Here is a 25,031-nt window from a genome sequence, read left to right on the forward strand (position 1 = left end):
TCAAGTGAGGGGTCTCATGCATCCGTTCCCCCTGAGCGGGCCGTGGTACCGGATCCAGGCGATCGCCGCCCCGTCGCGGAGTTCGTCTGCGGAATGGGACTTCGTCACCGTTCTCCCGGCCGTTCTGTCCGCCGCACAGCGCAACCGCCCGTTCGTCATCGGCTGGTTGTCGCGTGGTTCGGGGGCGCCGCTCGAGCTCATCACCAACGCGGGGCCGCTCACGCCGCCGCGGCCGCCCAAGCGCGCGGTCGCGAGCGACGAGGCGCCCGTCACGGGTCCTCAGCCGCTGCTCTTCCCCGGCGGTGCCCGCGGGATCGAGATCGGCGAGGAGTGGATCGCCGACCTGGCCGACCTGGTCTGGACGCCCTGCCCCGGCAGGCAGGCGCCTCCGCTGTACGGCAGGCGCGAGCCCGAGCCCGACGAGCACAAGCGGCCGACGCTGTTCGAGTCGACGCTGGTCACGCTGATGTCGCGGCCGTTCGGCTGGGTGGTGGTCGCCGAGCCGACCGACCTCCTCGACACCGAGGTGGCCCACCTGCGCACCCAGCTCAATGTCCTGCGCCAGTACGGCGACGCCTCGGAGAGGTCCCGATTCGACGCCGAGCGCGCCGAGCGCAGGATGCAGGAGCTCGACGCGTTCCGCGAGGCCGGTCTGTGGAACGTCCGCGTGCTCGCGGGCGCCGCGGGCCCCGACGAACTGCGGCAACTCGCCCCCGTGCTGGTCGGCTCGGTCGAGATGAGCCACCACCCGTACCGGCTCCGCAGCGCCATGTCCGTGCCGGCCCTGTCCGGGGCCGAGCGCGGCATCGCCGCCGGCGAGTCCGTATACGGCTTCGCCGAGGCGCTGGCCGTCAACCTGCAGGACTCCGCCGACGGGGCGGGCGCGCCGTTCGCCGCCACGGCGGGTGCGCTCGCCGCTCTCGCGGGACTGCCGCGCCGGGAGGTCCCGGGTGTGCGGGTGGTCGACGCGGGCTACTTCGACGTGACGAGCGAGGCCGAGATCGAGGGCTCCTCCGAGCTGATCGACCTCGGGGCCATCGTGGACGGCCAGGACCGGGCGGTGGGCGCGTTCCGGGTGCCGCTGGCCACGCTCAACCGCCACGCCTTCATCACCGGCGCCACCGGCTCGGGCAAGTCGCAGACGGTCAGGCACCTGCTGGAGGAGCTCACCAAGGCCGGGATCCCGTGGCTGGCCATCGAGCCGGCCAAGTCGGAGTACGCCGCGATGGCGGGCCGGGTCGAGAACCTCGCGCCGCTGACCGTCATCAACCCGTCCGCGCCGGACAACGTGCCGTTCAGCGTGAACCCGCTCGCTCCCGAGCCGGGCTATCCGGTGCAGGCGCACATCGACATGGTCCGCGCGCTCTTCATGGCGGCCTTCGACGCCGAGGAGCCGTTCCCGCAGATCATGTCGCTGGCCCTCCAGCGGGTCTACGAGGCCAACGGCTGGGACGTCGTCACCGGAGGCGGGATCCCCGGGGCGGCGGTGCAGCCGGCCGTACCGACCCTCGAGCAGTTGCAGCAGCACGCCCTGGAGGTCATCCAGGAGATCGGCTACGGCAACGAGGTGCAGGCCGACGTCGAGGGGTTCATCAGCCTCCGGCTGCGCAGCCTGCGGGTGGGCAGCGCCGGCAGGTTCTTCGAGGGTGGCCATCCGGCCGACATCGGCGGCCTGCTCCAGCGCAACGTGGTGCTCGCCATCGAGGACGTGGCCAACGACGAGGACAAGGCGTTCCTCATGGGCACGCTCATCATCCGCATCGTCGAGCACCTGCGGATGCGTGCGAGGCAGGACCCGCGGAACGAGGACGGCCCGGCCGGCCTCCGGCACGTCATCGTGATCGAGGAGGCCCACCGCCTGCTCAGGGACCGCGGCTCGCAGCGGGCCTCGACCCACGCGGTCGAACTGCTGGCCGGGATGCTCGCCGAGATCAGGGCCTACGGCGAGGGCATCATCGTGGCCGAGCAGATCCCCACCAAGCTGGTCTCCGACGTCGTGAAGAACACCGCCCTGAAGGTCGTCCACCGTCTGCCCGCCGAGGACGACCGGCGGCTCGTCGGCGCGGCGATGAACCTGAGCGAGGACCAGTCCCGCCAGGTCGTCTCGCTCCAGCCCGGCTACGCGGCGGTCTTCGCCGACGGGATGGACCGCCCGCTGCGCATCCAGGTGCCGCTGGGGGAGGACCGCGAGCGCGCCATGCTGAGCCCGGTCCCGCCCATCTGCGGCCGCCGCTCGGCCGCCTGCGGCCGCGAGTGTCGTACGGGCAAGGCCTGCACGCTGGTCGAGCTGCGCGAGGCCGACCTGCTGGCCGTGGCGCCGGAATGGGCGTGGCTGCGGATCTGGACCGACACGGTGATCCTTTCGTTCGTGACGAACCGCTCCCTGCCCGGTGTGCCGCGCGTCCTCGCCGACATCTGGGCCGAGCTGCCGGTCAAGCGCCGGGAATGCCTGCTCGCCACCCTCACCGAGCGCGGCGTCGCCCGCAGGTCGTGGTCGCTGCGGACCTGGTTCGACCCCACGCTGCTCACGGAGAAGGCGTCCGAGGTCGCCGCGGGACTGCTGGACCCGGAGGACCGGGAGCAGCCGATGCAGGCGGGGGAGCGCCCGGGGGCGGCCTGGGTCATCCCGCAGGTCCGCTGGCTGCACGAAGTGGATCGGTTGTTCCCGTTCGGGCATTCCGCACCGGATCTGCGCAGCGCCGCCCCGGCCATGGAGTACACCCTGTTCGGCACCGATCCGGTCGGCCGGCCGTACACGCACCAGGGGGTCAACGGCTCTGCGGCGGCCGGTGAGGGGGCCGTCGCGGTGGGGGTCAGGACCGAGCTGCTCGGCCACCGGGCCAAGGCCCTGCGGCACCACCCCCTGTCGATGGAGGTGGACCGCAACCGCGCTCTCGCGTGGCGGGTCATCCTCGGAGACGACGAGCACGAGGGCATCCAGCGGGACGTGGGAACCGTCGCGATCGGCGTGGAGCCGAAGGACCGGGTCAAGCATGTCGCCCAGACGATGGGTGCCGGCTGGCTGGAGACGGTCCTGTCCTGGCCCCGCCGGTTCGTCCTCCCCTTCGACGGAGACACCCCCCCAGAGTTGTCCTTCATCCCCCCCGCGTGATCATGCACAGGTTCGGCAACACCCCCACCGACCTGCCCAAACCTTGGGCGTGATCATGCACAGGTTCGGGGAAACCCACATTCACCTGCACCTTCACAACTCGTGATCATGCACAGGTTCGCAAAAGTCGCCTCCTGCCTGCGTCTTCACGGTTCGTGATCATGCAGGGCCGTACGGCCCCGAGCCGCGAGGCGGCCGGTGGTGGGGAGCGCGGATAGGATCTCGGGCATGAGTCAGCTTCCGTTGCGGGCGCAGCTCGCCAGTGCCTTGGGCCGCACGGCCGCGACGCTGTCCAGGGCCACCGGACGCGGCGACGGGTCGGTCATCGGCGGCAGGGTCGGGCTCATGCTGGAGCCTGATCTGCTCCGCAAGCTCGCCACAGATCGCAAACTCGCCCTGGTCAGCGCCACCAACGGCAAGACCACGACGACGCGTCTGATCGCCTCGGCGCTCATGGAACTGGGCGAGGTGGCCACCAACGCCTTCGGTGCGAACATGCCCGCAGGGCACGTGTCGGCGTTGTCGGGGGCGAAGCATGCGCCGTTCGCCGTGCTCGAGGTCGACGAGAAGTACCTCCCCGAGGTGCTCGACACGACCAACGCCGGGATCGTCTCCCTCATGAACCTCAGCCGCGACCAGATGGACCGCGCGGCCGAGATCTGGCTGCTCGCCCAGAAGTGGCGCCGTGCGCTGGCGGGCAAGCCGGCGCACGTGATCGCCAACTGTGACGACCCCCTGGTGACATGGGGCGCGTCCACGGCGGCCCGGGTGACCTGGGTGTCGGGCGGGCAGCGCTGGCGTGAGGACTCGTGGTGCTGCCCCGAGTGCGGCGGCCCCCTCGACCGCGGCGGTTCCAGGGAGATGGGGCAGCAGGGCTCGGTCCACTGGGCCTGCCGTGAGTGCACCTTCCACCGCCCCGAGCCCGACTGGGTCCTCGACGGTGAGGACGTGATCGACCCGCACGGCCGGCGCTGGCGGCTCGATCTGCAGCTTCCCGGCGAGGCCAACAGGTCCAACGCCGCGATCGCGCTGGCCACGGTGGACGCGTTCGGGCTCGACCCGGCCAGAGCACTGCCGAGGCTGCGGACGGTCACGTCGGTGGCGGGCCGCTACACGACGGTGGAGCGCGACGGACGTGCCCTGCGACTCCTGCTGGCCAAGAACCCGGCGGGCTGGCTGGAGGCCTTCGAGGTCTCCGACCCCAGGCTTCCGATCATCCTGTCGGTCAACGCCCAGGGGCCGGACGGCCGGGACACCTCGTGGCTCTGGGACGTCGACTACCGCATCCTCCGGGGGCGGCCCGTCTACGTGACCGGTGAGCGGCGTCTCGACCTGGCGTTGCGGCTCGACGTCGCCGGCATCCCGTTCCAGCTCTGCGACTCGTTCGACCAGGCGGTGGCCGCGCTGCCGCTGGGCAGGATCGACGTGATCGCCAACTACACCGCGTTCCAGCAGATCCGGACGGAGTTCGGTCGTGCAGTCTGAATTGTCAATCGTCTGGATCTATCCGGACCTACTCAGCACCTACGGCGACCAGGGCAACGCGCTGGTCCTGGAGCAGCGGGCCCGCGCCCGGGGCGTCCCGACCCGGATCCATCACGTCCGGTCGTCCGACCCGGTGCCGCAGCAGGGCGACATCTACCTCATCGGCGGCGGTGAGGACCGGCCGCAGATCCTCGGGGCCGAGCGGCTGCGCAAGGACGGCGGGCTGCAGTCGGCGATCGCCCGCGGCGCCGCCATGCTGGCGGTCTGCGCGGGTTACCAGATCATGGGTTCGGTGTTCGGCGGTGAGGAGGGGCAGCCCGTGCCCGGCCTCGAGTTGCTCGACATCAGTTCGAGCCGCGGCGAGCGGCGCGCGGTCGGAGAGTTGGCCGCGGAGGTCGATCCCGCGTTGCGCCTGCCGACTCTGACGGGCTTCGAGAACCACATGGGCGTCACCCGGCTGGGCCCGGGCGTGCGGCCGTTGTCGCGGACGATCGTCGGCACGGGCAACGGAGACGGCACCGAGGGCTGCGTCGCAGGAAAGATCATCGGTACCTACCTGCACGGCCCGGCGCTGGCGCGCAATCCCGCCCTGGCCGACCTGCTGCTCTCGTGGGCGATCGGGCCGCTGCCGCCGGTGAACGACGAGTGGTATCAGCGGCTGCGCGACGAGCGGCTCTCGGCCGTCCTGGGTGACCAGGCCTGATGGAGCGCGATACCGCCGGTACGGCTTCCGCCGGCTAGTAGACCAGGGCCTGGACGCCCTCGGCGAGCACCTCTTCGACGAACGTGGAGGCTCCCGCGATGCGGACACCGTCGATGATGTCGTCGACGGTGATCCCGCGCCGTGCGGCGCACTGGGTGCAGAGGGTCACACGTCCGGCCGCGAGGACGGCATCGAGTAGATCCGCGAGCGGTGCCGCCTCGGAGAGGACGAACTCCTTCGCACGACCGGGGAGCGCGAACCACGCGGATTCTCCGGTGAGCCAGACCGACACCGGGACGCCGCTGACCAGGGCCGCCGCCGCGACGGTGAACGCCTGGTTGCATCGCTCCGGCGCGTCCGCGCCGGCCGTCACCTTGATCACCAGTGATCGTGCCATGCTGGCAGCCTAGTCGGAGACCGATGGGACCGCGTCGCCGCATACCGGATAAGTCGCCACAAGTCCTGCGGCTGCCGGTTGGCCTGCTGTCCGGCCCGCCCGGGCATCTAAGCTCGTATCCCATGGACGCACATCCCGACCTCGAACCGATCGCCTTCCTCTTGGGCCGTTGGGAGGGGGCCGGCGTGATCGGCTACCCCACCATGGAGAGCGCCAACTTCGGCCAGGAGGTGGAGTTCGGGCACAACGGCAAGCCGTTCCTGACCTACCGGAGCCGCTCCTGGCTGCTCGACGCCGAGGGCGCCAAGGTCCGCCCGCTCGCCACGGAGACCGGTTTCTGGCGGATCCAGCCTGGACGCCAACTCGAGGTCTGCCTCGCCCACCCCACAGGCATCGTGGAGATCTACGTGGGGGAGGTCGTCTTCCACAAGATCGAGCTGCAGACCGACGTCGTCGCCCGTACGGCCAGTGCCAAGGAGTACACGGCGGGTCACCGTCTGTACGGCCTGGTGGGCGGCAGCCTGATGTACGCCTATGACATGGCGGCGATGGGTCAGCCCCTGCAGTCGCACGCCTCCGCGGAGCTCAAGAAGGTGGCGGACTTCCAGCCGGAGGACTGAGCGGCCGGAGGGCCAGGGGCCCAGGACTGAGGGCCGACCAGGCGACCGTTGAGCCGGATCACCCTGGGAGACGGTCGTTCCAGGAGAAGTCGCAGAAAAGAAAAAGAACCCCGGGCGGCCTCCGCCTCACGATGAGGCGGGCCGGCTGGACCATGGCCGAGGATGCTCCTCGACCGCCGGCAGCCCGGGGTTCCGGTGTCTGTTTGAGGATTTCGCCAGGACGTCAAAGACATCCAGACGGAAGGTCCGAATGGACGACGTCCTAGCGGACAGCCACCTCGCTAGTCCAATAATGATCAACCATTGTTCGGACCACCTCCCTTCTGCGTGCTTGTACGTTATGCGAGCTCCAGAGGCAGCGGCAAGCGATTAAGCGGAGAGGCCGAAATCACAGCGAGACCTACTTGCCTGTGGCGCCTCGTAGACTCTGTTCATGGCTGAGACCTGGCATGAGGAGCTGCGTTCGCGCGGCTACCGGATCACTCCTCAGCGCCAGCTGGTGCTGGAAGCGATCACCCAGCTCGGGCATGCCACGCCCGAGGACATCTGCTCGCGTGTCCAGGAGACCGCCCGCGGGGTGAACATCTCCACCGTCTATCGCACCGTGGAGTTGCTGGAGGAACTGGGCCTCGTCTCCCATACCCACCTCGGTCACGGCGCGCCCACCTATCACCTCGCCTCGGAGGCGGATCACGTCCATCTCGTCTGCCGTTCGTGCAGCAAGGTGACGGAGGTCGCCCCGGAGCTGGTCAACGGTCTGGTGGACGTGCTCGACGATCGGCTGGGTTTCGCGACCGACGTCCGCCACCTCACCGTGTTCGGCCGGTGCGGAGACTGCCGCTGATCCACGGGTCCGCGCCGTCACCGCGCGCGGACGGGGTCCGTACCGGCGCGCGCGGACGAGGCCGTACCCGCACACGCGGACGAGGCCGTACCCGCACACGCGGACGAGGCCGTACCCGCACACGCGGACGAGGTCCGTACCCGCACACGCGGACGAGGTCCGTACCCGCACACGCGGACGAGGTCCGTACCGGACCGAATAGCCTTGAGGCATGCGGAGCCCATTGCTTGACACCCCGGGAGCGGTCGCCGCTGTGGCGCCGGACGAGACGATCGCAGCCCACTACGGGGAGCCCTACGCCGAACAACGCGCGCTCGCGGCCGGCCGGGCACTGGTCGACCGGAGCAACCGGGAGATCATCCGGGTCTCCGGGGCCGATCGGCTGACCTGGCTGAACGACCTGAGCTCGCAGAAGCTCGACACCCTCGCACCGGGCGTTCCCACCCAGACGCTGCTGCTCGACGCCCAGGGCCGCGTCGAGCACCACCTCACGCTCGTGGACGACGGCGACGCGGTGTGGGCGCACGTGGAGCCGGGGACCGCGGCCCAGCTCGTCGCGTTCCTGGACAAGATGCGATTCATGTTGCGGGTCGAGGTGGCCGACGTCACCGCCGACTACGCCGTGGTCTCGGTCGCCGCCTCCGGGGCCGTCCCCGAGGTCGAACCCGCGGAGGGGACGATCGCCATCGGCGGCGACTTCCTGGTGCCGCGGGCCACACTGGCGGACGTCCCGGCCGAGCTGGGCCTGAGACTCGCCGGGATCTGGGCGTACGAGGCGCTCCGCATCGAGGCGCACGCGCCGCGGCTGGGCTTCGAGACCGACCACAAGACGATCCCGCACGAGGTCGGCTGGATCGGCCAGGCGCTCCACCTGAGCAAGGGCTGCTACCGCGGTCAGGAGACCGTCGCCCGGGTCCACAACCTGGGCCATCCGCCGAGGCGCCTGGTGTTCCTGCATCTCGACGGCAGTGTGGACACGTTGCCCCCGCACGGTGCTCCGGTGACGCTCGGCGCCATGCCGCCGGCCGAGGGGGACACGGAGGCGGCAGCCGAGCCCGGCCAGATCGGCTTCGTCGGCTCGTCCGCACGTCACCACGAACTCGGCCCGATCGCCCTCGCCGTCGTGAAGCGGACCGTGCCCGTCGACGCCGAGTTGCTCGCCGGAGGCGTCGCGGCGACGCAGGAGGTCATCGTGCCGCCGGACGCCGGTCGCAACGTGACGATCGACCCGGCCCTCAGGCGCCGTCTCCGCTAGACGCCGGGAACGTCCAGCACGAGCGTGATGGGGCCGTCGTTGGTCAGGGAGACCTGCATGTCGGCCCCGAACACGCCGGTCTCGACGTGTGCCCCCTGTGCTCTGAGCTCGGCGATGACGGCGTCCACCAGCGGCTCGGCGACAGGTCCTGGGGCCGCCGACTGCCAGGTGGGACGGCGGCCCTTGCGGGCGTCGCCGTACAGCGTGAACTGGCTGATCACGAGCAGGGGGGCGCCGACGTCCGAGCAGGACTTCTCGCCGTGGAGGATGCGCAGCCCCCACAGCTTGCCGGCCAGCCTGGCGGCCTCGGCGGGACCGTCGGAGTGGGTGACGCCCACCAGGACGAGGAGGCCGGGCTCGTCGATCGCCCCGACCACCTTGCCGTCAACCGATACCGACGCTGAGCTGACTCGCTGGACCACCGCACGCATGGCCCCGCATTCTGCCACGTCCGGCCGCTTCGTAGACTGCCCGCTATGTCCGAACTGATCGTCGAAGTGGTCCGCTCCGGTTTCGTCGAGTCCGTCCACCGGGTCCGGGTGTACGCAGTGGACGCGCACGGTTCGCCCGTCATGGTCCACGGTGACACGTCGAGCCTGGTATCCCCCCGTTCGTCGATGAAGCCGCTGCAGGCGCTCGCCATGGTCCGGGCCGGCCTGCCCGCGGAGAACGAACTGCTCGCGCTGGCCTGCGGCAGCCACGGCGGGGAACGGTTCCACGTCGACGGGGTACGGAAGATCCTCGCCGGGGCCGGGCTGGACGAGTCCGCTCTGCGCTGCCCCGAGGACCTGCCCCTGGACACCGAGGCGCTCCACCAGGTCTTCCGTGAGCACGGCGGCCCCAGCCGGATCCTGATGAACTGCTCGGGCAAACACGCGGCCATGCTCGCCACCTGTGTGGTGAACGCGTGGCCCGTCGACGGCTACCTGCACCCGGGGCATCCCCTGCAGCGGGCGATCAGGTCCACGGTCGAGGAGCTCACCGGGGAGCGGGTCGCGGCCACCGGGGTCGACGGGTGCGGCGCCCCGCTGTTCTTCGTCTCCATGGCCGGCGTCGTGCGGGCATTTCGCCGGTTCACCCTCGCGGACTCCGGCAGCCCGGAGCGCCGCATCGCCGACGCGATGCGCGCCCACCCCGAATGGACCAGCGGCACGGCGCGGCCCGAGGCCGTGCTGATGCGCGCAATCCCCGGTCTCATGGTCAAGGCGGGCGCCGAGGCGTTCGACGCCTTCGCCTACGCGGACGGAAGCGCCGGCGCCGTGAAGGTCGACGACGGCGGTTCGCGTGCCCGCGTCCCCGTCACCGTCGCCGCTCTCCGCGCCCTCGGCCTCGACGCCCCTGAGCTGGACCGGCTCGCCACCGCGCCGGTGACCGGCGGGGGAGAGCCGGTGGGTGAGATCCGGGTCCGGCCGGCCTCCGCATGACGTCGACCCGCGAACGCCCCATCTTGTACGGCCAGGCTCACTGACTAGGCTTGCTGGACATGGGACGCACGCGTCTGTATCGGAACGGGAAGCTCGAGGCTGAGGGCTTCCCCGTCGCCGATGTGTCGGAGCACGTGAAGGACCCGTCCGCGGTGGTGTGGTTCGACATGTGCGAGCCGACCGAGGAGGACCTGCGGGCGATCAGCGAAGAACTGGGGATCCACGAGCTCGCCGTCGAAGACGCCCTGCAGCACAAGCAGCGCCCGAAGCTGGACATCTACGACAGTCACAAGTTCCTCAACGTCTACGCCGTGACGTTCGACCCCGATTCGGGGCGCCTGGACGTCGCCGAGGCCGCGGCGTTCATCACGTCCAACGCCCTGGTGACCGTACGGAACTCCGAACGGTTCGACATCGGCGAGGTCGTCAGCCGGTGGGACGACTCGCCGGCCCTCACCGAGCACGGCATCGCCTTCCTGCTGCACGGCCTGCTCGACTACGTCGTGGACACCCACTTCGAAACCGTCGAGGCGATCGACGAGCAGATCGAGGTCCTGGAGGAGAGCGTCTTCGGGGAGCGGCCGATCACCCAGGGCGACCAGCGGCGGACGTTCGAGATCCGCAAGAGCCTGGTGACCCTGCGCCGCCTCGTCATGCCGATGCGCGAGGTCGTCAACACGCTCATCCGCAGGAACGGCGAGATCGGGGACGGGGCGATGGCCCCGTACTACCAGGACGTGTACGACCAGGTGTTGCGTGCCACGGAGTGGACCGAGTCCCTGCGGGACCTGCTGAGCAACATCCGTGAGGCGCACCTCACGATGCAGAGCAACAAGATGAACCTGATCATGAAGCGGGTGACGAGCTGGGCGGCCATCATCGCCGTCCCCACCCTGATCACCGGCTTCTACGGGCAGAACATCCCGTTCCCCGGGTTCGAACACTCCTGGGGGTTCTGGACGTCCAGCGTCGCCATCGTGCTCGTGTCGGCGGTGTTGTACCGGTCGTTCCGCAAGCGCGACTGGCTCTGATCGACGGGGGACCTCACTCCTCCACGGCGATCCTGAGCCGCCGGAAGCCCTTGCCCTTGTTCTCGATCTTGGCGACCCGGATCCTGCCGATCTGCCGGGTGGAGGCCACGTGGGTGCCGCCGTCGGCCTGGCAGTCGAGACCGACGATGTCCACGATCCTGACCTCCTGGACGGACTCGGGCACCAGGTTCGTCGCGGTGCGGATGATGTCCGGGATGGCGAAGGCCTGCTCGCGCGGCAACACCCGGACGTCGATACGCCGGTCGGCCGTCACCTCCGTGTTGCAGGCCGCCTCGACGGCCTCCTTGAAGCCGGGCGGCACCTCCGTCAGGTTGAAGTCCATCCGGGCGACCAGAGGCTCCATGTTGCCGCCGGTGACCAGGGCGCCGAAGTCCCGGAACACGACTCCGCAGAGCACGTGGAGCGCGGAATGCGTGCGCATCAGCGCCGAACGCCTCTCGTCGGCGACGGCGGCCGTGACCACGGTGCCGGGAACGGGAAGCGGCTCACCCTCGGCGGGGATCAGGTAGAGGTCGTCGCCCTTGCGCACACCCGCGATGCGGGTCTCCACCCCCTGCCAGAGGAGGGTGCCTTCGTCGGCGGGCTGGCCGCCGCCGCCCGGGTAGAACGCCGAGCGGTCGAGCACGATCCCGTCAGGCGAGGAGGCGAGAACGACCGCCTCCCAGTCACGCAGGCTCTGGTCGGCGAGTTCGAGGCGTTCGGTGCGCCCGAGGACATCGGTTCCCATGGTTGGCAGCCTAGGGCCACCTCCCGGTTATCGGGACCTACCAGGGACCGTAGGGACCCTGGTTGCCGCCGCCCTTGCGGTAGCCGTTCACCGCGGGCTTGACGTCGGCCAGGTAGATGCCCGCGGCGATGACCGCCGCGATCGTGAAGATGCTCAGCGGAGTCAGGTATCTCACCGCGGCGGCGAAGGTGAACAGTGTCGCGAATCCCAGGATGACGAGCCACAGCGGCTTGGTCTGCTTGCCCGCGGCGGGGAAGGCGCTCTTGGGGATGCGGATGGCGTGGATCAGCGCCCATGCGGAGAGGATCAAGGCCCCGACGCTGAGCAGCCAGAAGATCAGATCCAGCACGCCGTTCACAGGCCCGAACATGAACTCTCCCAGTCGGTCATTCGGTGGGTGTCGGCTCCACACTAATGGCCGGGGGCGATCCGTGTCGCGGGCGCGAGAGGCGTATCACCCGGAAACGGCGAACGGCCCGTCCCCCGGTCAGCGGGGACGGGCCGGGCGACGCGTCGCATCGCGGAGCCGTCGTCAGGAGTGCGAGCGCTTGGCGCCGGACTTCCTGGTGGTTCCGGTGGTGGCCCGCTTGGCGGAGCCGTTGGTCGCGCCATGGGTGGTGCCGTTGGTGGTGCCGGCGGACTCGGAGACCTCGGCGAGCTCGTGGGCGGCCTCGCCGCTCACCTTGCTCACGATCTTGCGGCCGCGGAGGGCGAACTCCTCGTAGAGCTCGGCGAACCTGGTGGCGGCGGTGTCGGCGTACGCCCGGGCCTTCTCGGGGAAGTCCTTGGCGACGGCCTCGGCCCTGCCCTGGACGGTGGTGGCGTACTCCCGCGCCTTGACGGGGAGGTCCTTGGCCGTCTCACGCAGGTCGTCCTGGCGGGACTGGATCTTCTGCAGCTGCTCGGGCAGCTCGCGGAGCTTCTCCACGGCGAAGTCCCCGGCGCCGGTCAGCGCGTAGAAGGGCTTGGACTCGGTGATCTTCTTGACCTCGGTCGCGAGGGTCATGGACTATCCTTCCTTCTCCGGCGTGATGCCGTTACGTGGGGGAACCGGGTCGTCCCCGAGATCATCGGCCGATTGCGGCGGCCGGTCGGAATCAGCGGCCCGGTTCTCCTTGTGGAACGATTCGTAGATATCGATGAGCACCTGGCGTTGCCGCCCGGTGAGTGTGACATCGGCACGGATCGCCGCGAGCACGTCACTGTGGGGCTCGCGGTCCTCGATGAGCCCGGCCTGCACGTACAGCGCCTGGGCCGAGATGTGCAGCCCCTTGGCGATCTGGTTCAGGATCTCCGCGCTCGGCTTGCGCAGGCCTCTTTCGACCTGGCTCAGGTAGGGATTCGACACCCCTGCCTGGGCGGCGAGCTGACGGAGAGAGATCTTCGCCTGCTGCCGCTGCTGGCGGATGTACTCACCGAGCGAGCCGACTTTGGGCAGTTCCATACCCCAAGTCTGCCGCATGGTGCTTGCAATTGCAAGCTAGGCGATAAACACCAGCTAGCACCCAACGCTCAACCAGGAATCAGCCAAAGCAGCGGGGCCGACGCGGTCAGCAGGACGGAGCCGAAAAGGATCAGGAACCGGGCGTGGGCCGGAAGCTCCACCGCCGGATGGACGAGGCGGTTGACGCGGGCCATCACGTTCGACACCGCGGAGGCGCCCAGGGCCCCCTGCGGCGTGGGAAGCGCGGCGGCGGAGCCGAAACGGAGCAGGGCCGTCGCCAGGGGCTTGGCGCAACAATGGCGCAGGGCGCGGTCGTCGGCCGCCATCTCGATCAGCAGGCTCACGGACGCGTGGGCGTCGCGGACCACCGCCGACCAGGGCAGCGCACGGCGAAGCGCGGTGAACGGCAGAAGCACCAGATCGTGCCGCTCCCGCACGTGCGCGGCCTCATGCGCGAGCACGGCGTCGAGTTCGTCGGCCGACAGCAGGCTCAGCGTCCCGTCGCTGATCACCACGTGTGACTTCTTCAGCCCCGGAAGGCAGTATGCGGCGGCGGCGGGGAAGTCCACGACACGGACTCCGGGGACGGCGGGCTCGTCCCTGGCGATCAGCGAGAGCAGCACGCGGTGCCGATGCCGGGCACGCAGCGTCTGGGCGCCGGCGGCGAGCAGCACCGCCACCAACCCGGCGAGCAGTGCCAGCCCCGCGATGAGGGAGCCCAGCCTGACCACGTCGTGCGGTTCGCGGGTGCCGTACTCCAGGGTGGTGAGCAGGGCGGCGAGACCGTGGACCACGCCCCGCCTGTACGGCTCGAGCGCGTATGCCAGCAGCGCCCCCGTGGAGGCGAGCCCCCAGGTCACCCCGAGTGACTGCCACAGGAGAATGGCCGTGCGCGGGGCACGCCACGTCCAGCGCGCCGACGTCAGCCGCCAGGCGGCCAGGGCGCAGATCGTGGCCAGGGCCGCTAAGACCGCCGCCGCGATCACTCCTCCTCCAGCTCCGTGAGGGCTTTTCGCAGGATTTCGGCCTCGGAGCCGGAGACGGCCTGGGCGAAGCGCGTCAGCGCCGCGTCGCGGTCACCGGTCATCTCCAGGGCTTCGAGCATGAGTTCGGCGACGTAGGCGTCGCGGCTCGCGGCGGGCTGGTAGCGCCAGGCACGCCCGTCCCTGGTGCGGGTGAGGAACCCCTTGCGGGAGAGCCGGTCGAGTACGGTCATCACCGTGGTCGGTGCGAGATCGCGGTCCTCGATCATGCGGCCCACCTCGCGGGCGGTCAGCGGAGCGTTCTCCGCCCAGAGGATGTCCATGATGCTGCGTTCAAGCTCGCCGAGACCCTTCACGTCGTTCAGCCTACCCGGGGTAGTACTACGTCCCGTAGAGAGGTGAGACAGATGAAGCTCGTTCTGGTCGAGGGAGACATCACCGAGCAGCGCGTGGACGCGATCGTCAACGCCGCCAACTCCTCGTTGATGGGCGGCGGCGGGGTCGACGGCGCGATCCACAGGCGCGGCGGTCCGGAGATCCTGGAGGAGTGCCGGGCGCTGCGTGCCTCGCGGTACGGACGTGGGCTTCCCGTGGGCGCGGCGGTGGCCACCACGGCCGGCCGTCTTCCGGCCCGGTGGGTGATCCACACCGTCGGGCCCGTGTACTCGCGGAGCGAGGACCGGTCCCATCTGCTGGCCTCCTGCTATCGGGAGTCGCTGCACGTGGCGGACTCGCTGGGCGCCTCGACGGTGGCGTTCCCCGCCGTCTCGACCGGCATCTACCGATGGCCGATGGCGGACGCCGCCCGCATCGCCCTGGCAGCGATACGGCACGCCGGGTCCAGTGTCACCGAGGTCCGTTTCGTGCTGTTCAGTCCCGCAGCTTATGCGGACTTTGAGCAGGCCTTGGGGGACATGGGGTAAGCGTTCGGCCAAGTCTCGTCGTTGGGTATCGAAACAGACCTAGAGCCACTTGATCAGGTAGATCTCATCGCGTTCTTCGCCGGGGGCGAGACGGATGGAGCGCGGGACCCGGCCGGTCTCGTGGTAGCCCACACTCCCGTAGAAGCCGTCCACGCCCGTTCCGCCTCGGCAGGTGAGCTGGAGCGCCTCAAGCCCGAGCCGATTCGCGGCGTCGTCCGCCGCCAGCATGAGAGCCCTGCCGTAGCCCTTGCCCTGGTGCTTGGGGTGGACCATGACCCGCACCACCCACCGCCAGTGCGCCCGCAGCCCCGACCCGTTGTCCGCGAGGATGAGCCAGCAGGCCACGCGGTCCTCTTCGTCGAAGCCGACCAGCAGGGCGTCGGAGGCCCGGCCGAAGGCCTTCTCGGCCGTCGGCCTGATGTCGTCCGGTGTCACGGGAGGGACGAATCCGACGGCGCCGCCCGCGTTTGTGACCTCGGTCCAGCAGTCGAGGAGCTCCTCGAACAGTTCGGTGGTCATCTCGGGGGCGAGGACGAAACGCATGACTCGGACGTTACCAATCGCCGGTGAACGGCGAACTACGGGCCGACGGCGGTCCAGGGCAGCGTGAGCTCGCCGAGCCGCCATCGCGCGGGACCTCCGGCCGGCGGCGCCGTGGCGATCGGCCAGTCACGGGCCAGCGCCTCGGCCGTCCTGATCCAGCGCTGGCGGGAGCCGTACGAACCGTAGGGGGCGCACGCCGCCCAGGCGCGGTCCCAGTCGGTCAGGAACGCGTGCACGCGCTCACCGGGCACGTTGCGGTGGATGAGCGTCTTCGGCAGCCGCTCCGCGAGGTCGGACGGCCGTTCGAAACCGGTGAAACGGGCGGCGAAGGTGAGCGTCCTCGGTCCCTCCGCCCCGAGAGCGGCCCACACAGCGCGGTGGCCCACTTCCGAGCAGGTCCCCTCGACGATCACTCCGTCGGGGGCGATCCGCGACCGCATCAGGTCCCAGTGCTCCCAGGCCTCGGCCTCCGCGTACTGCCGGAGCACGTTGAACGCCCGCACGACCAGCGGGGACCGCGCGACCGGCAGTTCGAAGCCCCCTCTCCTGAACGACAACCCCTCCCGCTCGTACGGCTTCGCCGCGGCGACCCGCTCGGGGTCGATCTCCACGCCGACGACCTCGACGGCCGGGTGCACCCGCCGCAGCCTGGTGAAGAGCTCATATGTCGTGATGTGCGAGGCGCCGTAGCCGAGGTCCACCACCAGCGGCCGCGCGTCCGCCGACGACCTGAGCAGCGGGCCGCAGACGGCGGAGATCCATCGGTCGGACCGCCGCAGTCTGTTGTGGCCCGTGGTCCCGCGGGTGATCGCCCCGATCGGCCGCCGGACCGGCCGCGCCGTCACGCGCCTTGCGGGACGCGGTACACCTTGTGCTGCGCCGCCTGCGCGCGTGGCCGGACGACCAGCCGGTCGATGTTCACGTGGGAGGGCCGCGTGACGGCGAAGGCGATCACATCGGCGATGTCGTCGGCGGTCAGCGGGTTCGGGACGCCCTCGTAGATCTTGGCGGCCTTCTCGGCGTCGCCGCGGAAGCGGGTCAGCGAGAACTCCTCGGTCTGCACCATCCCCGGCGCCACCTCGATGATCCGCACCGGTTCGCCGACGAGCTCCAGCCTGAGCGTCTCGGTCATCGACGTCTGGGCGTGCTTGGCCGCGCAGTAGCCACCGCCCCCTTCGTAGGAGACGAGCCCGGCCACCGAGGTGAGCATCAGCAGGACGCCGTCGCCCGATTCGATCAGCCTGGGCAGGAGCGCCTGCGTCATCCGCAGCGAGCCGAGCACGTTCACGTCGTACATGCGCTGCCAGTCGTCCACCCGCCCCTGCGCCACCGGCTCCAGGCCGAAGGCGCCGCCCGCGTTGTTGATCAGCACGTCGCAACGGTCCAGTGAGGAGGCGAACGCGGCCACGGACTCCTCAGAGGTCACGTCCAGCGTGGCGGAGCGGATCGACGGCACCTCGGCGGCCAGCTTGTCGAGCCGGTCACGCCGCCGCGCCGCCGCGACGACGTCGAACCCTTCAGCCGCCAGGCGGCGGGCCGTCGCCTCACCGATGCCGCTGCTCGCACCGGTCACCACTGCGGTCTTCGTCATGATCCCTCCGCGCCCCATGGAAAAACCCGTCAAGAGGCCGACATTCTCTCAGTAGCGCGTCCCGGAGACGGTCGTTGAGGGGCCAGGGAATCTCGCTGAGATCCTTTCGGTTATAACGATCTCGGAGGTGGTTGGGGTGACGCTCAGACGGCGTCGGATCAACCGGGTCGCGACGATCAGTGTCCACACATCCCCGCTCGACCAGCCGGGCACCGGCGACGCGGGCGGGATGAACGTCTACATTGTGGAAGTCGCGAAACGGCTGGCCGAGCTCGGCATCGAGGTGGAGGTGTTCACCCGCCAGACGGCCCGTGACCTGCCTCCCGTGGCGGAGCTCGCTCCCGGCGTCATGGTCCGTCATGTCACGGCCGGGCCGTACGAGGAACTGGACCGCGCCGACCTCCCCGGTCAGCTCTGCGGCTTCCTGTCCGGCGTGCTGCGCACCGAGGCGATGTACGACCCCGGACGCTACGACGTCATCCACTCCCACTACTGGCTCTCCGGCCAGGTCGGGTGGCTCGCCAAGGAGCGATGGGGCGTGCCGCTGGTGCACACCATGCACACCATGGCCAAGGTCAAGAACGCGCTGCTGGCGGCGGGAGACAAGCCGGAGCCGAAGCTCCGGGTCCTCGGCGAGGAGCAGGTCGTGGAGGTGGCCGACCGGCTCGTCGCCAACACCGCCGCCGAGGCCCAGGAGCTGATCGAGCTCTACGACGCGCCCGCGGACCGGGTGGCCGTGGTCAACCCCGGGGTGAACCTGAAGGTCTTCCAGCCCGCGTCCAAGGGGGCCGCCAGGCACCGGCTCGGGCTCCCGCAGGACGCCCGCGTGTTGCTGTTCGTCGGCCGCATCCAGCCGCTGAAGGCCCCCGACATCCTGCTCAAGGCCGCGGCCCGGATGGTCGAGCACGATCCGGCCCTGCGGTCGCGCCTGGTCGTGGCCTGCGTCGGCGGTCCCAGCGGCAACGGGCTCGCCCGTCCCGCACTGCTGAGCGACCTCGCCGCCGAGCTGGGCATCAGCGACATCGTCCGGCTCGCGCCCCCGGCTCCCCAGGACGAGCTGGCCGACTGGTACCGCGCGGCCGACATGACCGTGGTGCCCTCGTACAACGAGTCGTTCGGCCTGGTCGCGCTGGAGTCGCAGGCCTGCGGCACGCCCGTCGTCGCCGCGTCCGTCGGCGGTCTGCGCACGGCCGTGAAGGACGGCCTGTCCGGCCTCCTGGTCGACGGCCACGAGCCGGACGCCTGGGCACGGGCCCTGGGCCGGCTGGTCGACCGCCCGGGATGGCTGGACTTCCTGTCCGCCAACGCCGTACAGCACGCCGTCGGCTTCGGCTGGTCGGAGACGGCCGCCCGTCTGGCCGACGTGTACGCGGGCGCCATGGCCCAACGGCAATGGGCGCCCGTCGCGGTCAACTCGTAGGCTGGGACCATGAGACCCGATCTGGAAGGCGTGGTGGCGTCCGCGCTCGAGTCCGCGGAGCTCTCCTACGAACGACCCAAGCCGGGCTCGTTCCTCGTCAAGCTGCCGGGCCAGCACAAGCTCGCCACGCTCACCTGGCTCGTCATCGGCGACCAGGCGCTCAACGTCGAGGCGTTCTTCTGCCGTCAGCCCGACGAGAACCACGCCGAGTTCTACCGATGGCTGCTGCTCAAGAACGGCTCGATGTACGGCGTGCACTTCGCGATCGATCCCATCGGCGATGTCCACCTGGTCGGCCGCCTGCCCCTCGACGCCGTGACCGAGGAGGAGATCGACCGGGTGCTCGGCTGTGTGCTGACCTACTCCGACGAGTCGTTCGACCGGGCGCTTGAGCTGGGCTTCGCGTCCTCGATCCGCCGCGAGTGGGACTGGCGGGTCAAGCGGGGCGAGTCCCTCGCGAACCTGCGGCCCTTCGCCCGGGTGATCGAGACGTGACCGGCCGCTCTCTTACCAGCGTAAAGAGGGGCGAAAGCCATGCGCCGATAGGATTGCCGGCATGGCTACTTTGGTGCTGCTGAGGCATGGCGAGAGCGAATGGAACGTCAAGGGCCTGTTCACGGGCTGGGTGGACGTGACCCTTTCGCCGACTGGTGAGGACGAGGCACGGCGCGGCGGGCAACTGCTGCTCGACGCGGGCATCAGCCCCGAGGTGGTGCACACGTCGGTGCTCACCCGTGCGATCAAGACGGCCAACCTCGCGCTGGAGGCCGCCGGTCTGCTGTGGCTGCCGGTGCGCCGCTCGTGGCGGCTGAACGAGCGGCACTACGGCGCCCTCCAGGGCAAGGACAAGGCCCAGACCCGCGCGGAGTTCGGCGACGAGCAGTTCATGCTGTGGCGCCGCTCCTACGACGTGCCCCCGCCGCCGATCGCGGACGACGACGAGTACTCCCAGTACGGCGACGCCCGATACGCCGAGCTGCCCTCCGAGCTGAAGCCCAGGACGGAGTGCCTGAAGGACGTCGTCGACCGCATGCTGCCGTACTGGTACGACCAGATCGTGCCGGATCTCGCGGCCGGGAAGACCGTGCTCGTCGTGGCTCACGGGAACTCTCTGCGGGCGCTGGTCAAGCACCTGGAGGGGATCAGCGACGCCGACATCGCGGGGCTGAACATCCCGACCGGGATCCCGCTCCGCTACGAGCTGGACGGCGACTTCCGCCCGACGGGCCCGGGGGAGTACCTCGACCCCGAGGCGGCCGAGGCCGCGATCGAAGCCGTCGCCAACCAGGGCAAGAAGTAATCCATCCCCCCTCGCGGGACCCCAACCGGTCCCGCGAGGGCCGCGGCGGCGCCTCTAAGGCGCCCCGAGCCCGCGTGAGCGGAGCGAGCACGATAAACACGAAAGCCCCGGCCCCCCGAGGACCGGGGCTTTCGAGCCCGTGAGGATGGTCAGTCGGCGGCGACTTCGTCCGTACGCGATCCGGTCACCAGGTAGACCACGTCGCGGGCGACCCGGACGGCGTGGTCGGCGTAGCGCTCGTAGTAGCGGCCGGCCAGCGTCACGTCGATCGCGGCCTCGACGCCGTGCGACCACTCGTCGGAGAGCAGGACGCGGAACAGCCGCCGGTGCAGGCGGTCCATCGCGTCGTCATCCTCATCGAGCTCCTTCGCGAGCTCGATGTCGCGGGACGCGATGCAGCTGCCGGTCTTCGTGATCAGGTTCTCGGCGATCGCGCCCATCTCCACGATGGTGTCGCGAAGCTCGGCGGGGATGGCCGAGACGGGGTGGCGCATCCGAGCGATCTTGGCGATGTGCTCGGCGAGGTCACCCATGCGCTCCAGGTCGGATGCCATCCGCAAGGCCGTCACCACGGTGCGCAGGTCGACGGCGACAGGCTGCTGCAGCGCCATCAACTCGTAAATGGAAGACTCGAGCTCGTTGTAGATCCGGTCGACCTCGGCGTCCTGGGAGATCACACTCTCCGCGAGCTGCAGGTCGGCGTCAAGGAGTGCAGTAGTGCCCCGGGACATGGCCGACCTGACCAGCCGGGTCATCTCCACCAGCCGATCAGTCAGGGATTCCAGCTCATCATGATAGGAGTCGCGCATGCGGCCACGCTACGCGGGATTTCGTGAACGAATCCCTGCCGTAAAATGAACATTCCTGGAAACACCATGGTCATGGGCTATCCCACTGGTCAGATAACGGGAAAGGCCGCCTAGCATTCAAGCGTGAACGAGTTGCTGGCGAGCTTGGCTGCGATGGGCGGATTCGTCCTCGGCTCCTTCGTCATGCTGGCCATTCGTCGTCAGGCCGACAAGGACAAGGATCCCGAACCCGTCGACGACATGTTGTCGCCGGGCGTGGCGTCCGTCCTCGCCGTCCTTCCGTCCTCCGCCGTCGTCCTGGACCGGGACGACCGCGTCCTTCGAGCCAGCTCCGCCGCCCGGGCCTTCGGGCTGGTGCGCGGGGACTCCCTCATGGCCGCCGAGTTGCTCGCCCTCGCCAGGAAGGTCCGCCGGGACGGTGAGATCCGTGAGAGCGAGATCGAGACGGCCCGTCGCAAGTTCGGCCAGGAGTCGACCACCTTCGCCGTACGGGTCGCGCCGTTGGGCTCCACCGGGCAGGTGCTCGTGCTCGCCGAGGACCAGACCGAGCGCCGACGGGTCGAGGCGGTCCGCAGAGACTTCGTCGCCAACGTCAGTCACGAGCTCAAGACGCCGGTCGGCGCGTTGAGCCTGCTCGCCGAGACGATTCAGGACGCCGCCGACGATCACGAGGCGGTCACCCGTTTCGCTGGCCGCATGCAACACGAGGCGGCCCGGCTCACTTACCTGGTGCAGGACCTGATCACCCTGTCCCGGATCCAGGGTGGGGAAACCGTCCCCACTCCGGGTCCCGTGCCGATCGACGAGGCCGTTCACGAGGCCATCGACCGATGCAACACCAAGGCGTCCGCGAAGGACATCACGCTGGTGGCCGGCGGCGCCGAGGGCCTGAAGATCTGGGGTGACGATGAGCTCCTCGTCACCGCGCTGCGCAATCTCATCGACAACGCCGTGGCCTACAGCCCGGAGCACACCCGTGTCGTGGTGAGCGCCAGGCCCGCCGGGCGCTCCGTCGAGGTGAGCGTCAGCGACCAGGGCATCGGGATTCCCGAGAGCGCCCAGGAGCGCATCTTCGAACGATTCTTCCGGGTCGACGCGGCCCGGTCCCGAGCTACCGGTGGCACGGGGCTCGGGCTCGCCATCGTGAAGCACGTCGCCGTCGCCCATGGTGGCGAGGTGACCGTCTGGAGCAAGGAAGGCTCCGGGTCGACCTTCACACTCCGCCTCCCCGCATTCGGCGGGACGGCGGTCGCCGAACCACGCACTACCAGCCCCCTGGAGGCCACGAAGTGACTCGAGTACTCGTCGTGGAGGACGAGGAGTCGTTTTCCGACGCCTTGTCCTACATGCTGCGCAAGGAAGGGTTCGAGGTCGCGGTCGCGGCCACCGGTCCCGAGGCACTGGACACCTTTGATCGCAACGGTGCCGACCTCGTTTTGCTCGACCTGATGCTGCCGGGCCTGCCGGGGACGGAGGTGTGCCGCTCGCTCCGCCAGCGGTCCAAGGTCCCGGTGATCATGCTGACCGCGAAGGACAGTGAGATCGACAAGGTCGTGGGGCTCGAACTCGGCGCGGACGACTATGTGACCAAGCCCTTCTCGTCGCGTGAGCTGGTGGCCCGGATCAGGGCCGTCCTGCGCCGTCAGGGCGACGTCGAGGAGCTCGAGTCCGCGATCCTCGCCGCCGGGCCGGTGCGGATGGACGTCGACCGGCACATCGTGGCCGTTCGCGGTGAGCACGTGCAGCTCCCCCTCAAGGAGTTCGAGCTGCTCGAGGTGCTTCTGCGCAACGCCGGCAGGGTGCTGACCCGTGGCCAGCTGATCGACCGCGTCTGGGGTGCGGACTATGTCGGTGACACCAAGACGCTCGACGTCCATGTGAAGCGCTTGCGGGCCAAGGTCGAGGCCGACCCGTCGAACCCCCGCTGCATCCTCACCGTGCGGGGCCTCGGCTACAAGTTCGACCCCACTGAGGAATAGATCGCCTGAAACGTTCGAGGCCCTGTCCGGTACGGCATGCCGTACCGGACAGGGCCTCAGACGTTCGCGGACGTCAGGTCTGCGGGGTCTCCGTGGTGACCGTGGTGGGCGTCGCCGCGGGGCTGGCCGAGGTGGCGGGAGTCGGAATTGGCTGGGGGGCGGGCGGCAGCGTGGCGTACTCCCGGCTCCGAGCGATGACGGGCACCCACATGGTGACGTCGCCCGCGTTCGTGAACTGGAACGTCAGCCGCACGCTCTCACCGCCCAGCAGGGGGTTCTTGAGGCCGTCGACCGTGGCCTGGGGCGCCTTGGCGAGCTGGTCGGACGCCAGCGGGACCGGGGCCGGCAGTTTGACGGAGGTGACCTCCTGGCCGTCGGAGACGACGCCGGTGAGGGTGTCCGGGGTGCTCGCCCGGTTCACGATGCTGAGGTAAAGCGGTGCCGAGCCTCCAGCGGCGATCTGTCCACCCGAGTCGGGTCCGAGGATGAACGCCTGGCTGATCATGATGCCGTTCTCGCCGTAGCTCCTGGTCGAGCCGTCGTCCTGGATGAGGACGCCCGCCTCGGTCGGCGCGTAGGCCCTGTTGGTGTTGGCGTCGACCCCGGCGCCACACGCGGCCAGAGCAGGGATGGAGGCGAGGACCGCCGCAACGGCGATCGCCCTGCGGTGGCTGGTGCTGGTCACGGTTCGAGTTCTCCTTGGTGCGCACGTATATGGGCGGGAATCAGCCTATCTGCGCACTCCAACGGTCCTCACTCGGTACCCCGCTGCCGGACCGGCTGCGACGCAGGTCACCCGGTATGTCGGGAATGCCATTCACAGAGCCGACCGGTTGTCAAGTCCCAAAACGGGGCTTTGACCTGCAGTTATGTTCATTTCACTGTTCCGGGAGGCTGTAATCGCGTGGTACTCTTAAGTACAGCGGAAGGGGTACTCGTCACATGACTTTCCAGGTCGGCGACACTGTCGTCTACCCCCACCATGGGGCTGCTCGGATCGAAGCAATCACTACCCGGGCCATCAAGGGTGAGGAAAAGACCTACTTGGTGCTGAAGGTTGACAAGGGCGACCTCACCGTCCAAGTGCCAGCTGAAAATGCCGAACTCGTCGGTGTACGCGACGTCGTCGGTCAAGAAGGGCTCGAGCGAGTTTTCGACGTGCTGCGCATGCCGCACACGGAGGAGCCCACCAACTGGTCCCGCCGCTACAAGGCCAACCTCGAGAAGCTGGCGTCCGGCGACGTCAACAAGGTGGCCGAGGTCGTTCGCGACCTGTGGCGACGCGACAAGGAACGCGGCCTTTCCGCGGGTGAGAAGCGAATGCTCGCCAAGGCGCGGCAGATACTGGTCAGTGAGCTTGCGCTGGCGGAGAAGACCAACGAGGACAAGGCTGAGGCTTTGCTCGACGAGGTGCTGAACTCCTGAACACGACATCGCCAAGGGTGGGCGTCGGTATCGATGTCCACCCTTTTGCGTTTGGTAGGGAACTTCATCTGGCGGGGCTCCACTGGCCAGATGAAACCGGTCTCGCTGGACATTCGGATGGGGACGCCGCTGCGCACGCATGTTGTGACGCCCTCCTCTCGGCGGCAGGTCTGGGTGACATCGGCGGGCTCTTCGGCACGTCGGACCCCCGATGGGCCGGCGCCTCGGGTGTCACCCTCCTCGAGGAGACGGCACGTCAGGTCCGGGCCGCAGGCTTCGAGATCGGCAATGTGGCGGTTCAGATCATCGGAAACCGGCCCAAGCTGGCGCCCCGCCGTACGGAGGCCGAGAAGGTCCTTGAGGCCGCTGTAGGCGCTCCTGTGAGCGTGAGCGCGACCACCACGGACGGGCTCGGCCTCACCGGACGGGGAGAGGGCATCGCGGCGATCGCCAACGCGATCGTTTTCGTTGAACGGCTTGCCTAATCGGACATGTCAACCGGAATTGGGCTAGCGGCGTCTCATTAGCACGTGGGCGGCGACTCAAACCAGGCGCGGTACGAGTCGCCGTCCTCTTTTTCTCCTCCTGAGAGCGCATATTTCGCCGGGGCAGGGTAGCCCACCTTCTGAGAGTGAAGGGGGCAACCCCCCAACGGGAGGTCGATATGACAATCGAGTCCATCCTTGGCGCCATCGTCATCGGTGCGGTCATCGGGGCCCTGGGCCGTCTGTTCCTGCCGGGCAGGCAGCCGATCGGCTGGATCCTGACCATCGTCGTCGGCATCGTGGCGGCGCTGATCGGGACATTCATCGCCCAGCATCTGGGCGTGGCCACCACCAAGGGCATCGACTGGATCGAACTGATCATGCAGGTGGTGCTGGCGGTTGTCGGTGTCGGCCTCGTCGCCGGCATCCGTGGCAGGACACGCGTGTAGGACCGCCGCAGGCGGGGTTTCCCCCGTCGCTCGCGGCATGACAAACGTGAAAGGCCTCACG

The 25,031-nt window shown here is 69.4% G+C and carries 30 protein-coding genes; 17 read left to right on the forward strand and 13 right to left on the reverse strand.

The genetic code is table 11. From position 1 onward, the window contains the following. Positions 1-16 precede the first annotated feature (16 nt). The 3 genes from Psi02_RS36000 (at position 17) to Psi02_RS36010 (ending at position 5,300) form a co-directional block, all read left to right on the forward strand. Positions 17-3,112, forward strand: coding sequence for an ATP-binding protein (locus Psi02_RS36000; RefSeq protein WP_203980342.1), 3,096 nt, complete (start codon positions 17-19; stop codon positions 3,110-3,112). 228 nt (positions 3,113-3,340) lie between these two features. Beyond that, positions 3,341-4,597, forward strand: a complete 1,257-nt coding sequence (locus Psi02_RS36005) for a Mur ligase family protein (RefSeq protein ID WP_203980343.1) — start codon at positions 3,341-3,343, stop codon at positions 4,595-4,597. After that, positions 4,587-5,300, forward strand: coding sequence for a type 1 glutamine amidotransferase (locus Psi02_RS36010; RefSeq protein WP_203958458.1), 714 nt, complete (start codon positions 4,587-4,589; stop codon positions 5,298-5,300). Before Psi02_RS36005 ends, Psi02_RS36010 begins: the two co-directional genes overlap by 11 nt. Before the next feature lie 34 nt (positions 5,301-5,334). On the opposite strand, the gene Psi02_RS36015 is transcribed toward Psi02_RS36010, so the two are convergent. Further along, positions 5,335-5,697, reverse strand: coding sequence for a DsrE family protein (locus Psi02_RS36015; RefSeq protein ID WP_203980344.1), 363 nt, complete (start codon positions 5,695-5,697; stop codon positions 5,335-5,337). 122 nt (positions 5,698-5,819) lie between these two features. Here Psi02_RS36015 and Psi02_RS36020 point away from each other — a divergent pair, with 122 nt between their 5' ends. From Psi02_RS36020 to ygfZ, 3 genes are all read left to right on the forward strand, one after another. Continuing rightward, positions 5,820-6,317, forward strand: a complete 498-nt coding sequence (locus Psi02_RS36020) for a heme-binding beta-barrel domain-containing protein (protein WP_203980345.1) — start codon at positions 5,820-5,822, stop codon at positions 6,315-6,317. Positions 6,318-6,750: 433 nt separating this feature from the next. Further along, the gene (locus tag Psi02_RS36025; protein ID WP_203958455.1) at positions 6,751-7,161 is read left to right on the forward strand and encodes a Fur family transcriptional regulator; all 411 of its coding nucleotides are present in this window, start codon (positions 6,751-6,753) and stop codon (positions 7,159-7,161) included. Positions 7,162-7,372: 211 nt separating this feature from the next. After that, positions 7,373-8,416 (forward strand): CAF17-like 4Fe-4S cluster assembly/insertion protein YgfZ, encoded by a 1,044-nt coding sequence (ygfZ, locus tag Psi02_RS36030; RefSeq protein WP_203980346.1) that lies wholly within the window; start codon positions 7,373-7,375, stop codon positions 8,414-8,416. Here the strand turns inward: ygfZ and dtd are convergent. After that, positions 8,413-8,847: a D-aminoacyl-tRNA deacylase gene (gene dtd / locus Psi02_RS36035; RefSeq protein WP_203980347.1), complete on the reverse strand. Its 435-nt coding sequence runs from the start codon at positions 8,845-8,847 to the stop codon at positions 8,413-8,415. The two genes, ygfZ and dtd, sit on opposite strands and share 4 nt — an antisense overlap. A gap of 45 nt (positions 8,848-8,892) precedes the next feature. Here dtd and Psi02_RS36040 point away from each other — a divergent pair, with 45 nt between their 5' ends. Both Psi02_RS36040 and Psi02_RS36045 read left to right on the forward strand, forming a co-directional pair. After that, the gene (locus tag Psi02_RS36040) at positions 8,893-9,840 is read left to right on the forward strand and encodes an asparaginase (RefSeq protein WP_203980348.1); all 948 of its coding nucleotides are present in this window, start codon (positions 8,893-8,895) and stop codon (positions 9,838-9,840) included. Between the two features lie 59 nt (positions 9,841-9,899). Beyond that, positions 9,900-10,871: a magnesium transporter CorA family protein gene (locus Psi02_RS36045; RefSeq protein ID WP_203980349.1), complete on the forward strand. Its 972-nt coding sequence runs from the start codon at positions 9,900-9,902 to the stop codon at positions 10,869-10,871. Positions 10,872-10,884: 13 nt separating this feature from the next. Here the strand turns inward: Psi02_RS36045 and Psi02_RS36050 are convergent, their stop codons facing one another. The 6 genes from Psi02_RS36050 to Psi02_RS36075 form a co-directional block, all read right to left on the reverse strand. Then, entirely contained in the window at positions 10,885-11,619 is a 735-nt protein-coding gene (locus Psi02_RS36050) for an alanyl-tRNA editing protein (protein ID WP_203980350.1), read from the reverse strand. A 37-nt stretch (positions 11,620-11,656) separates the two neighbouring features. Continuing rightward, complete coding sequence (locus Psi02_RS36055) at positions 11,657-11,989, reverse strand: DUF2516 family protein (protein ID WP_203980351.1); 333 nt, start codon at positions 11,987-11,989, stop codon at positions 11,657-11,659. Positions 11,990-12,151: 162 nt separating this feature from the next. Then, entirely contained in the window at positions 12,152-12,625 is a 474-nt protein-coding gene (locus Psi02_RS36060; RefSeq protein WP_203980352.1) for a hypothetical protein, read from the reverse strand. 3 nt (positions 12,626-12,628) lie between these two features. Beyond that, the gene (locus tag Psi02_RS36065; protein ID WP_203887051.1) at positions 12,629-13,063 is read right to left on the reverse strand and encodes a helix-turn-helix domain-containing protein; all 435 of its coding nucleotides are present in this window, start codon (positions 13,061-13,063) and stop codon (positions 12,629-12,631) included. Positions 13,064-13,131: 68 nt separating this feature from the next. Beyond that, a complete protein-coding gene (locus Psi02_RS36070; RefSeq protein WP_203958446.1) occupies positions 13,132-14,049 on the reverse strand; it encodes a M56 family metallopeptidase in 918 nt (305 codons plus the stop codon). Then, positions 14,046-14,402 (reverse strand): BlaI/MecI/CopY family transcriptional regulator, encoded by a 357-nt coding sequence (locus Psi02_RS36075; protein WP_203958445.1) that lies wholly within the window; start codon positions 14,400-14,402, stop codon positions 14,046-14,048. Before Psi02_RS36075 ends, Psi02_RS36070 begins: the two co-directional genes overlap by 4 nt. Before the next feature lie 51 nt (positions 14,403-14,453). On the opposite strand from Psi02_RS36075, the gene Psi02_RS36080 reads away from it, so the two are divergent. Then, a complete protein-coding gene (locus Psi02_RS36080) occupies positions 14,454-14,969 on the forward strand; it encodes an O-acetyl-ADP-ribose deacetylase (protein ID WP_203980353.1) in 516 nt (171 codons plus the stop codon). Positions 14,970-15,008: 39 nt separating this feature from the next. Here the strand turns inward: Psi02_RS36080 and Psi02_RS36085 are convergent, their stop codons facing one another. From Psi02_RS36085 to Psi02_RS36095, 3 genes are read right to left on the reverse strand one after another with little or no spacing between them, the layout of a single operon-like run. Next, on the reverse strand, positions 15,009-15,512 hold the full coding sequence (locus Psi02_RS36085) for a GNAT family N-acetyltransferase (RefSeq protein ID WP_239095446.1): 504 nt from the start codon (positions 15,510-15,512) through the stop codon (positions 15,009-15,011). Between the two features lie 35 nt (positions 15,513-15,547). Further along, on the reverse strand, positions 15,548-16,357 hold the full coding sequence (locus tag Psi02_RS36090; protein WP_239095447.1) for a class I SAM-dependent methyltransferase: 810 nt from the start codon (positions 16,355-16,357) through the stop codon (positions 15,548-15,550). Continuing rightward, complete coding sequence (locus tag Psi02_RS36095; protein WP_203980355.1) at positions 16,354-17,103, reverse strand: SDR family NAD(P)-dependent oxidoreductase; 750 nt, start codon at positions 17,101-17,103, stop codon at positions 16,354-16,356. The genes Psi02_RS36090 and Psi02_RS36095 overlap by 4 nt, the downstream gene beginning before the upstream one ends. Positions 17,104-17,239: 136 nt before the next feature. Between Psi02_RS36095 and mshA the strand changes: the two genes are divergently transcribed. From mshA to Psi02_RS36110, 3 genes are all read left to right on the forward strand, one after another. Beyond that, positions 17,240-18,523: a D-inositol-3-phosphate glycosyltransferase gene (gene mshA / locus Psi02_RS36100; protein WP_203980356.1), complete on the forward strand. Its 1,284-nt coding sequence runs from the start codon at positions 17,240-17,242 to the stop codon at positions 18,521-18,523. Between the two features lie 9 nt (positions 18,524-18,532). Beyond that, positions 18,533-19,018 (forward strand): type III secretion system chaperone family protein, encoded by a 486-nt coding sequence (locus tag Psi02_RS36105; protein WP_203980357.1) that lies wholly within the window; start codon positions 18,533-18,535, stop codon positions 19,016-19,018. A gap of 61 nt (positions 19,019-19,079) precedes the next feature. Beyond that, the gene (locus Psi02_RS36110) at positions 19,080-19,823 is read left to right on the forward strand and encodes a phosphoglyceromutase (RefSeq protein WP_203980358.1); all 744 of its coding nucleotides are present in this window, start codon (positions 19,080-19,082) and stop codon (positions 19,821-19,823) included. Positions 19,824-19,972: 149 nt separating this feature from the next. Here Psi02_RS36110 and phoU read toward each other — a convergent pair whose 3' ends face one another. Further along, positions 19,973-20,632 carry a phosphate signaling complex protein PhoU gene (gene phoU / locus Psi02_RS36115; RefSeq protein WP_203980359.1) on the reverse strand — a complete coding sequence of 220 codons (660 nt, stop codon included), beginning with the start codon at positions 20,630-20,632 and terminating at the stop codon, positions 19,973-19,975. Positions 20,633-20,815: 183 nt separating this feature from the next. On the opposite strand from phoU, the gene Psi02_RS36120 reads away from it, so the two are divergent. Continuing rightward, complete coding sequence (locus Psi02_RS36120) at positions 20,816-21,925, forward strand: sensor histidine kinase (protein WP_239095458.1); 1,110 nt, start codon at positions 20,816-20,818, stop codon at positions 21,923-21,925. Next, positions 21,922-22,611, forward strand: coding sequence for a response regulator (locus Psi02_RS36125; RefSeq protein WP_203958437.1), 690 nt, complete (start codon positions 21,922-21,924; stop codon positions 22,609-22,611). Before Psi02_RS36120 ends, Psi02_RS36125 begins: the two co-directional genes overlap by 4 nt. A gap of 73 nt (positions 22,612-22,684) precedes the next feature. Here the strand turns inward: Psi02_RS36125 and Psi02_RS36130 are convergent, their stop codons facing one another. Beyond that, the gene (locus Psi02_RS36130) at positions 22,685-23,296 is read right to left on the reverse strand and encodes a copper chaperone PCu(A)C (RefSeq protein WP_239095448.1); all 612 of its coding nucleotides are present in this window, start codon (positions 23,294-23,296) and stop codon (positions 22,685-22,687) included. A 257-nt stretch (positions 23,297-23,553) separates the two neighbouring features. Between Psi02_RS36130 and Psi02_RS36135 the strand changes: the two genes are divergently transcribed. The 3 genes from Psi02_RS36135 to Psi02_RS36145 all read left to right on the forward strand — a co-directional run bounded on the left by Psi02_RS36135 (position 23,554) and on the right by Psi02_RS36145 (position 24,970). After that, entirely contained in the window at positions 23,554-24,036 is a 483-nt protein-coding gene (locus tag Psi02_RS36135) for a CarD family transcriptional regulator (protein ID WP_203958436.1), read from the forward strand. Positions 24,037-24,053: 17 nt separating this feature from the next. Next, the gene (ispF, locus tag Psi02_RS36140; RefSeq protein ID WP_203980360.1) at positions 24,054-24,521 is read left to right on the forward strand and encodes a 2-C-methyl-D-erythritol 2,4-cyclodiphosphate synthase; all 468 of its coding nucleotides are present in this window, start codon (positions 24,054-24,056) and stop codon (positions 24,519-24,521) included. Positions 24,522-24,700: 179 nt separating this feature from the next. Further along, positions 24,701-24,970, forward strand: a complete 270-nt coding sequence (locus Psi02_RS36145) for a GlsB/YeaQ/YmgE family stress response membrane protein (protein WP_203958434.1) — start codon at positions 24,701-24,703, stop codon at positions 24,968-24,970. Positions 24,971-25,031: the final 61 nt, after the last annotated feature.

It is taken from the genome of Planotetraspora silvatica (genome assembly GCF_016863315.1).
In the GTDB taxonomy this organism is placed as follows: Bacteria; Actinomycetota; Actinomycetes; order Streptosporangiales; family Streptosporangiaceae; genus Planotetraspora; species Planotetraspora silvatica.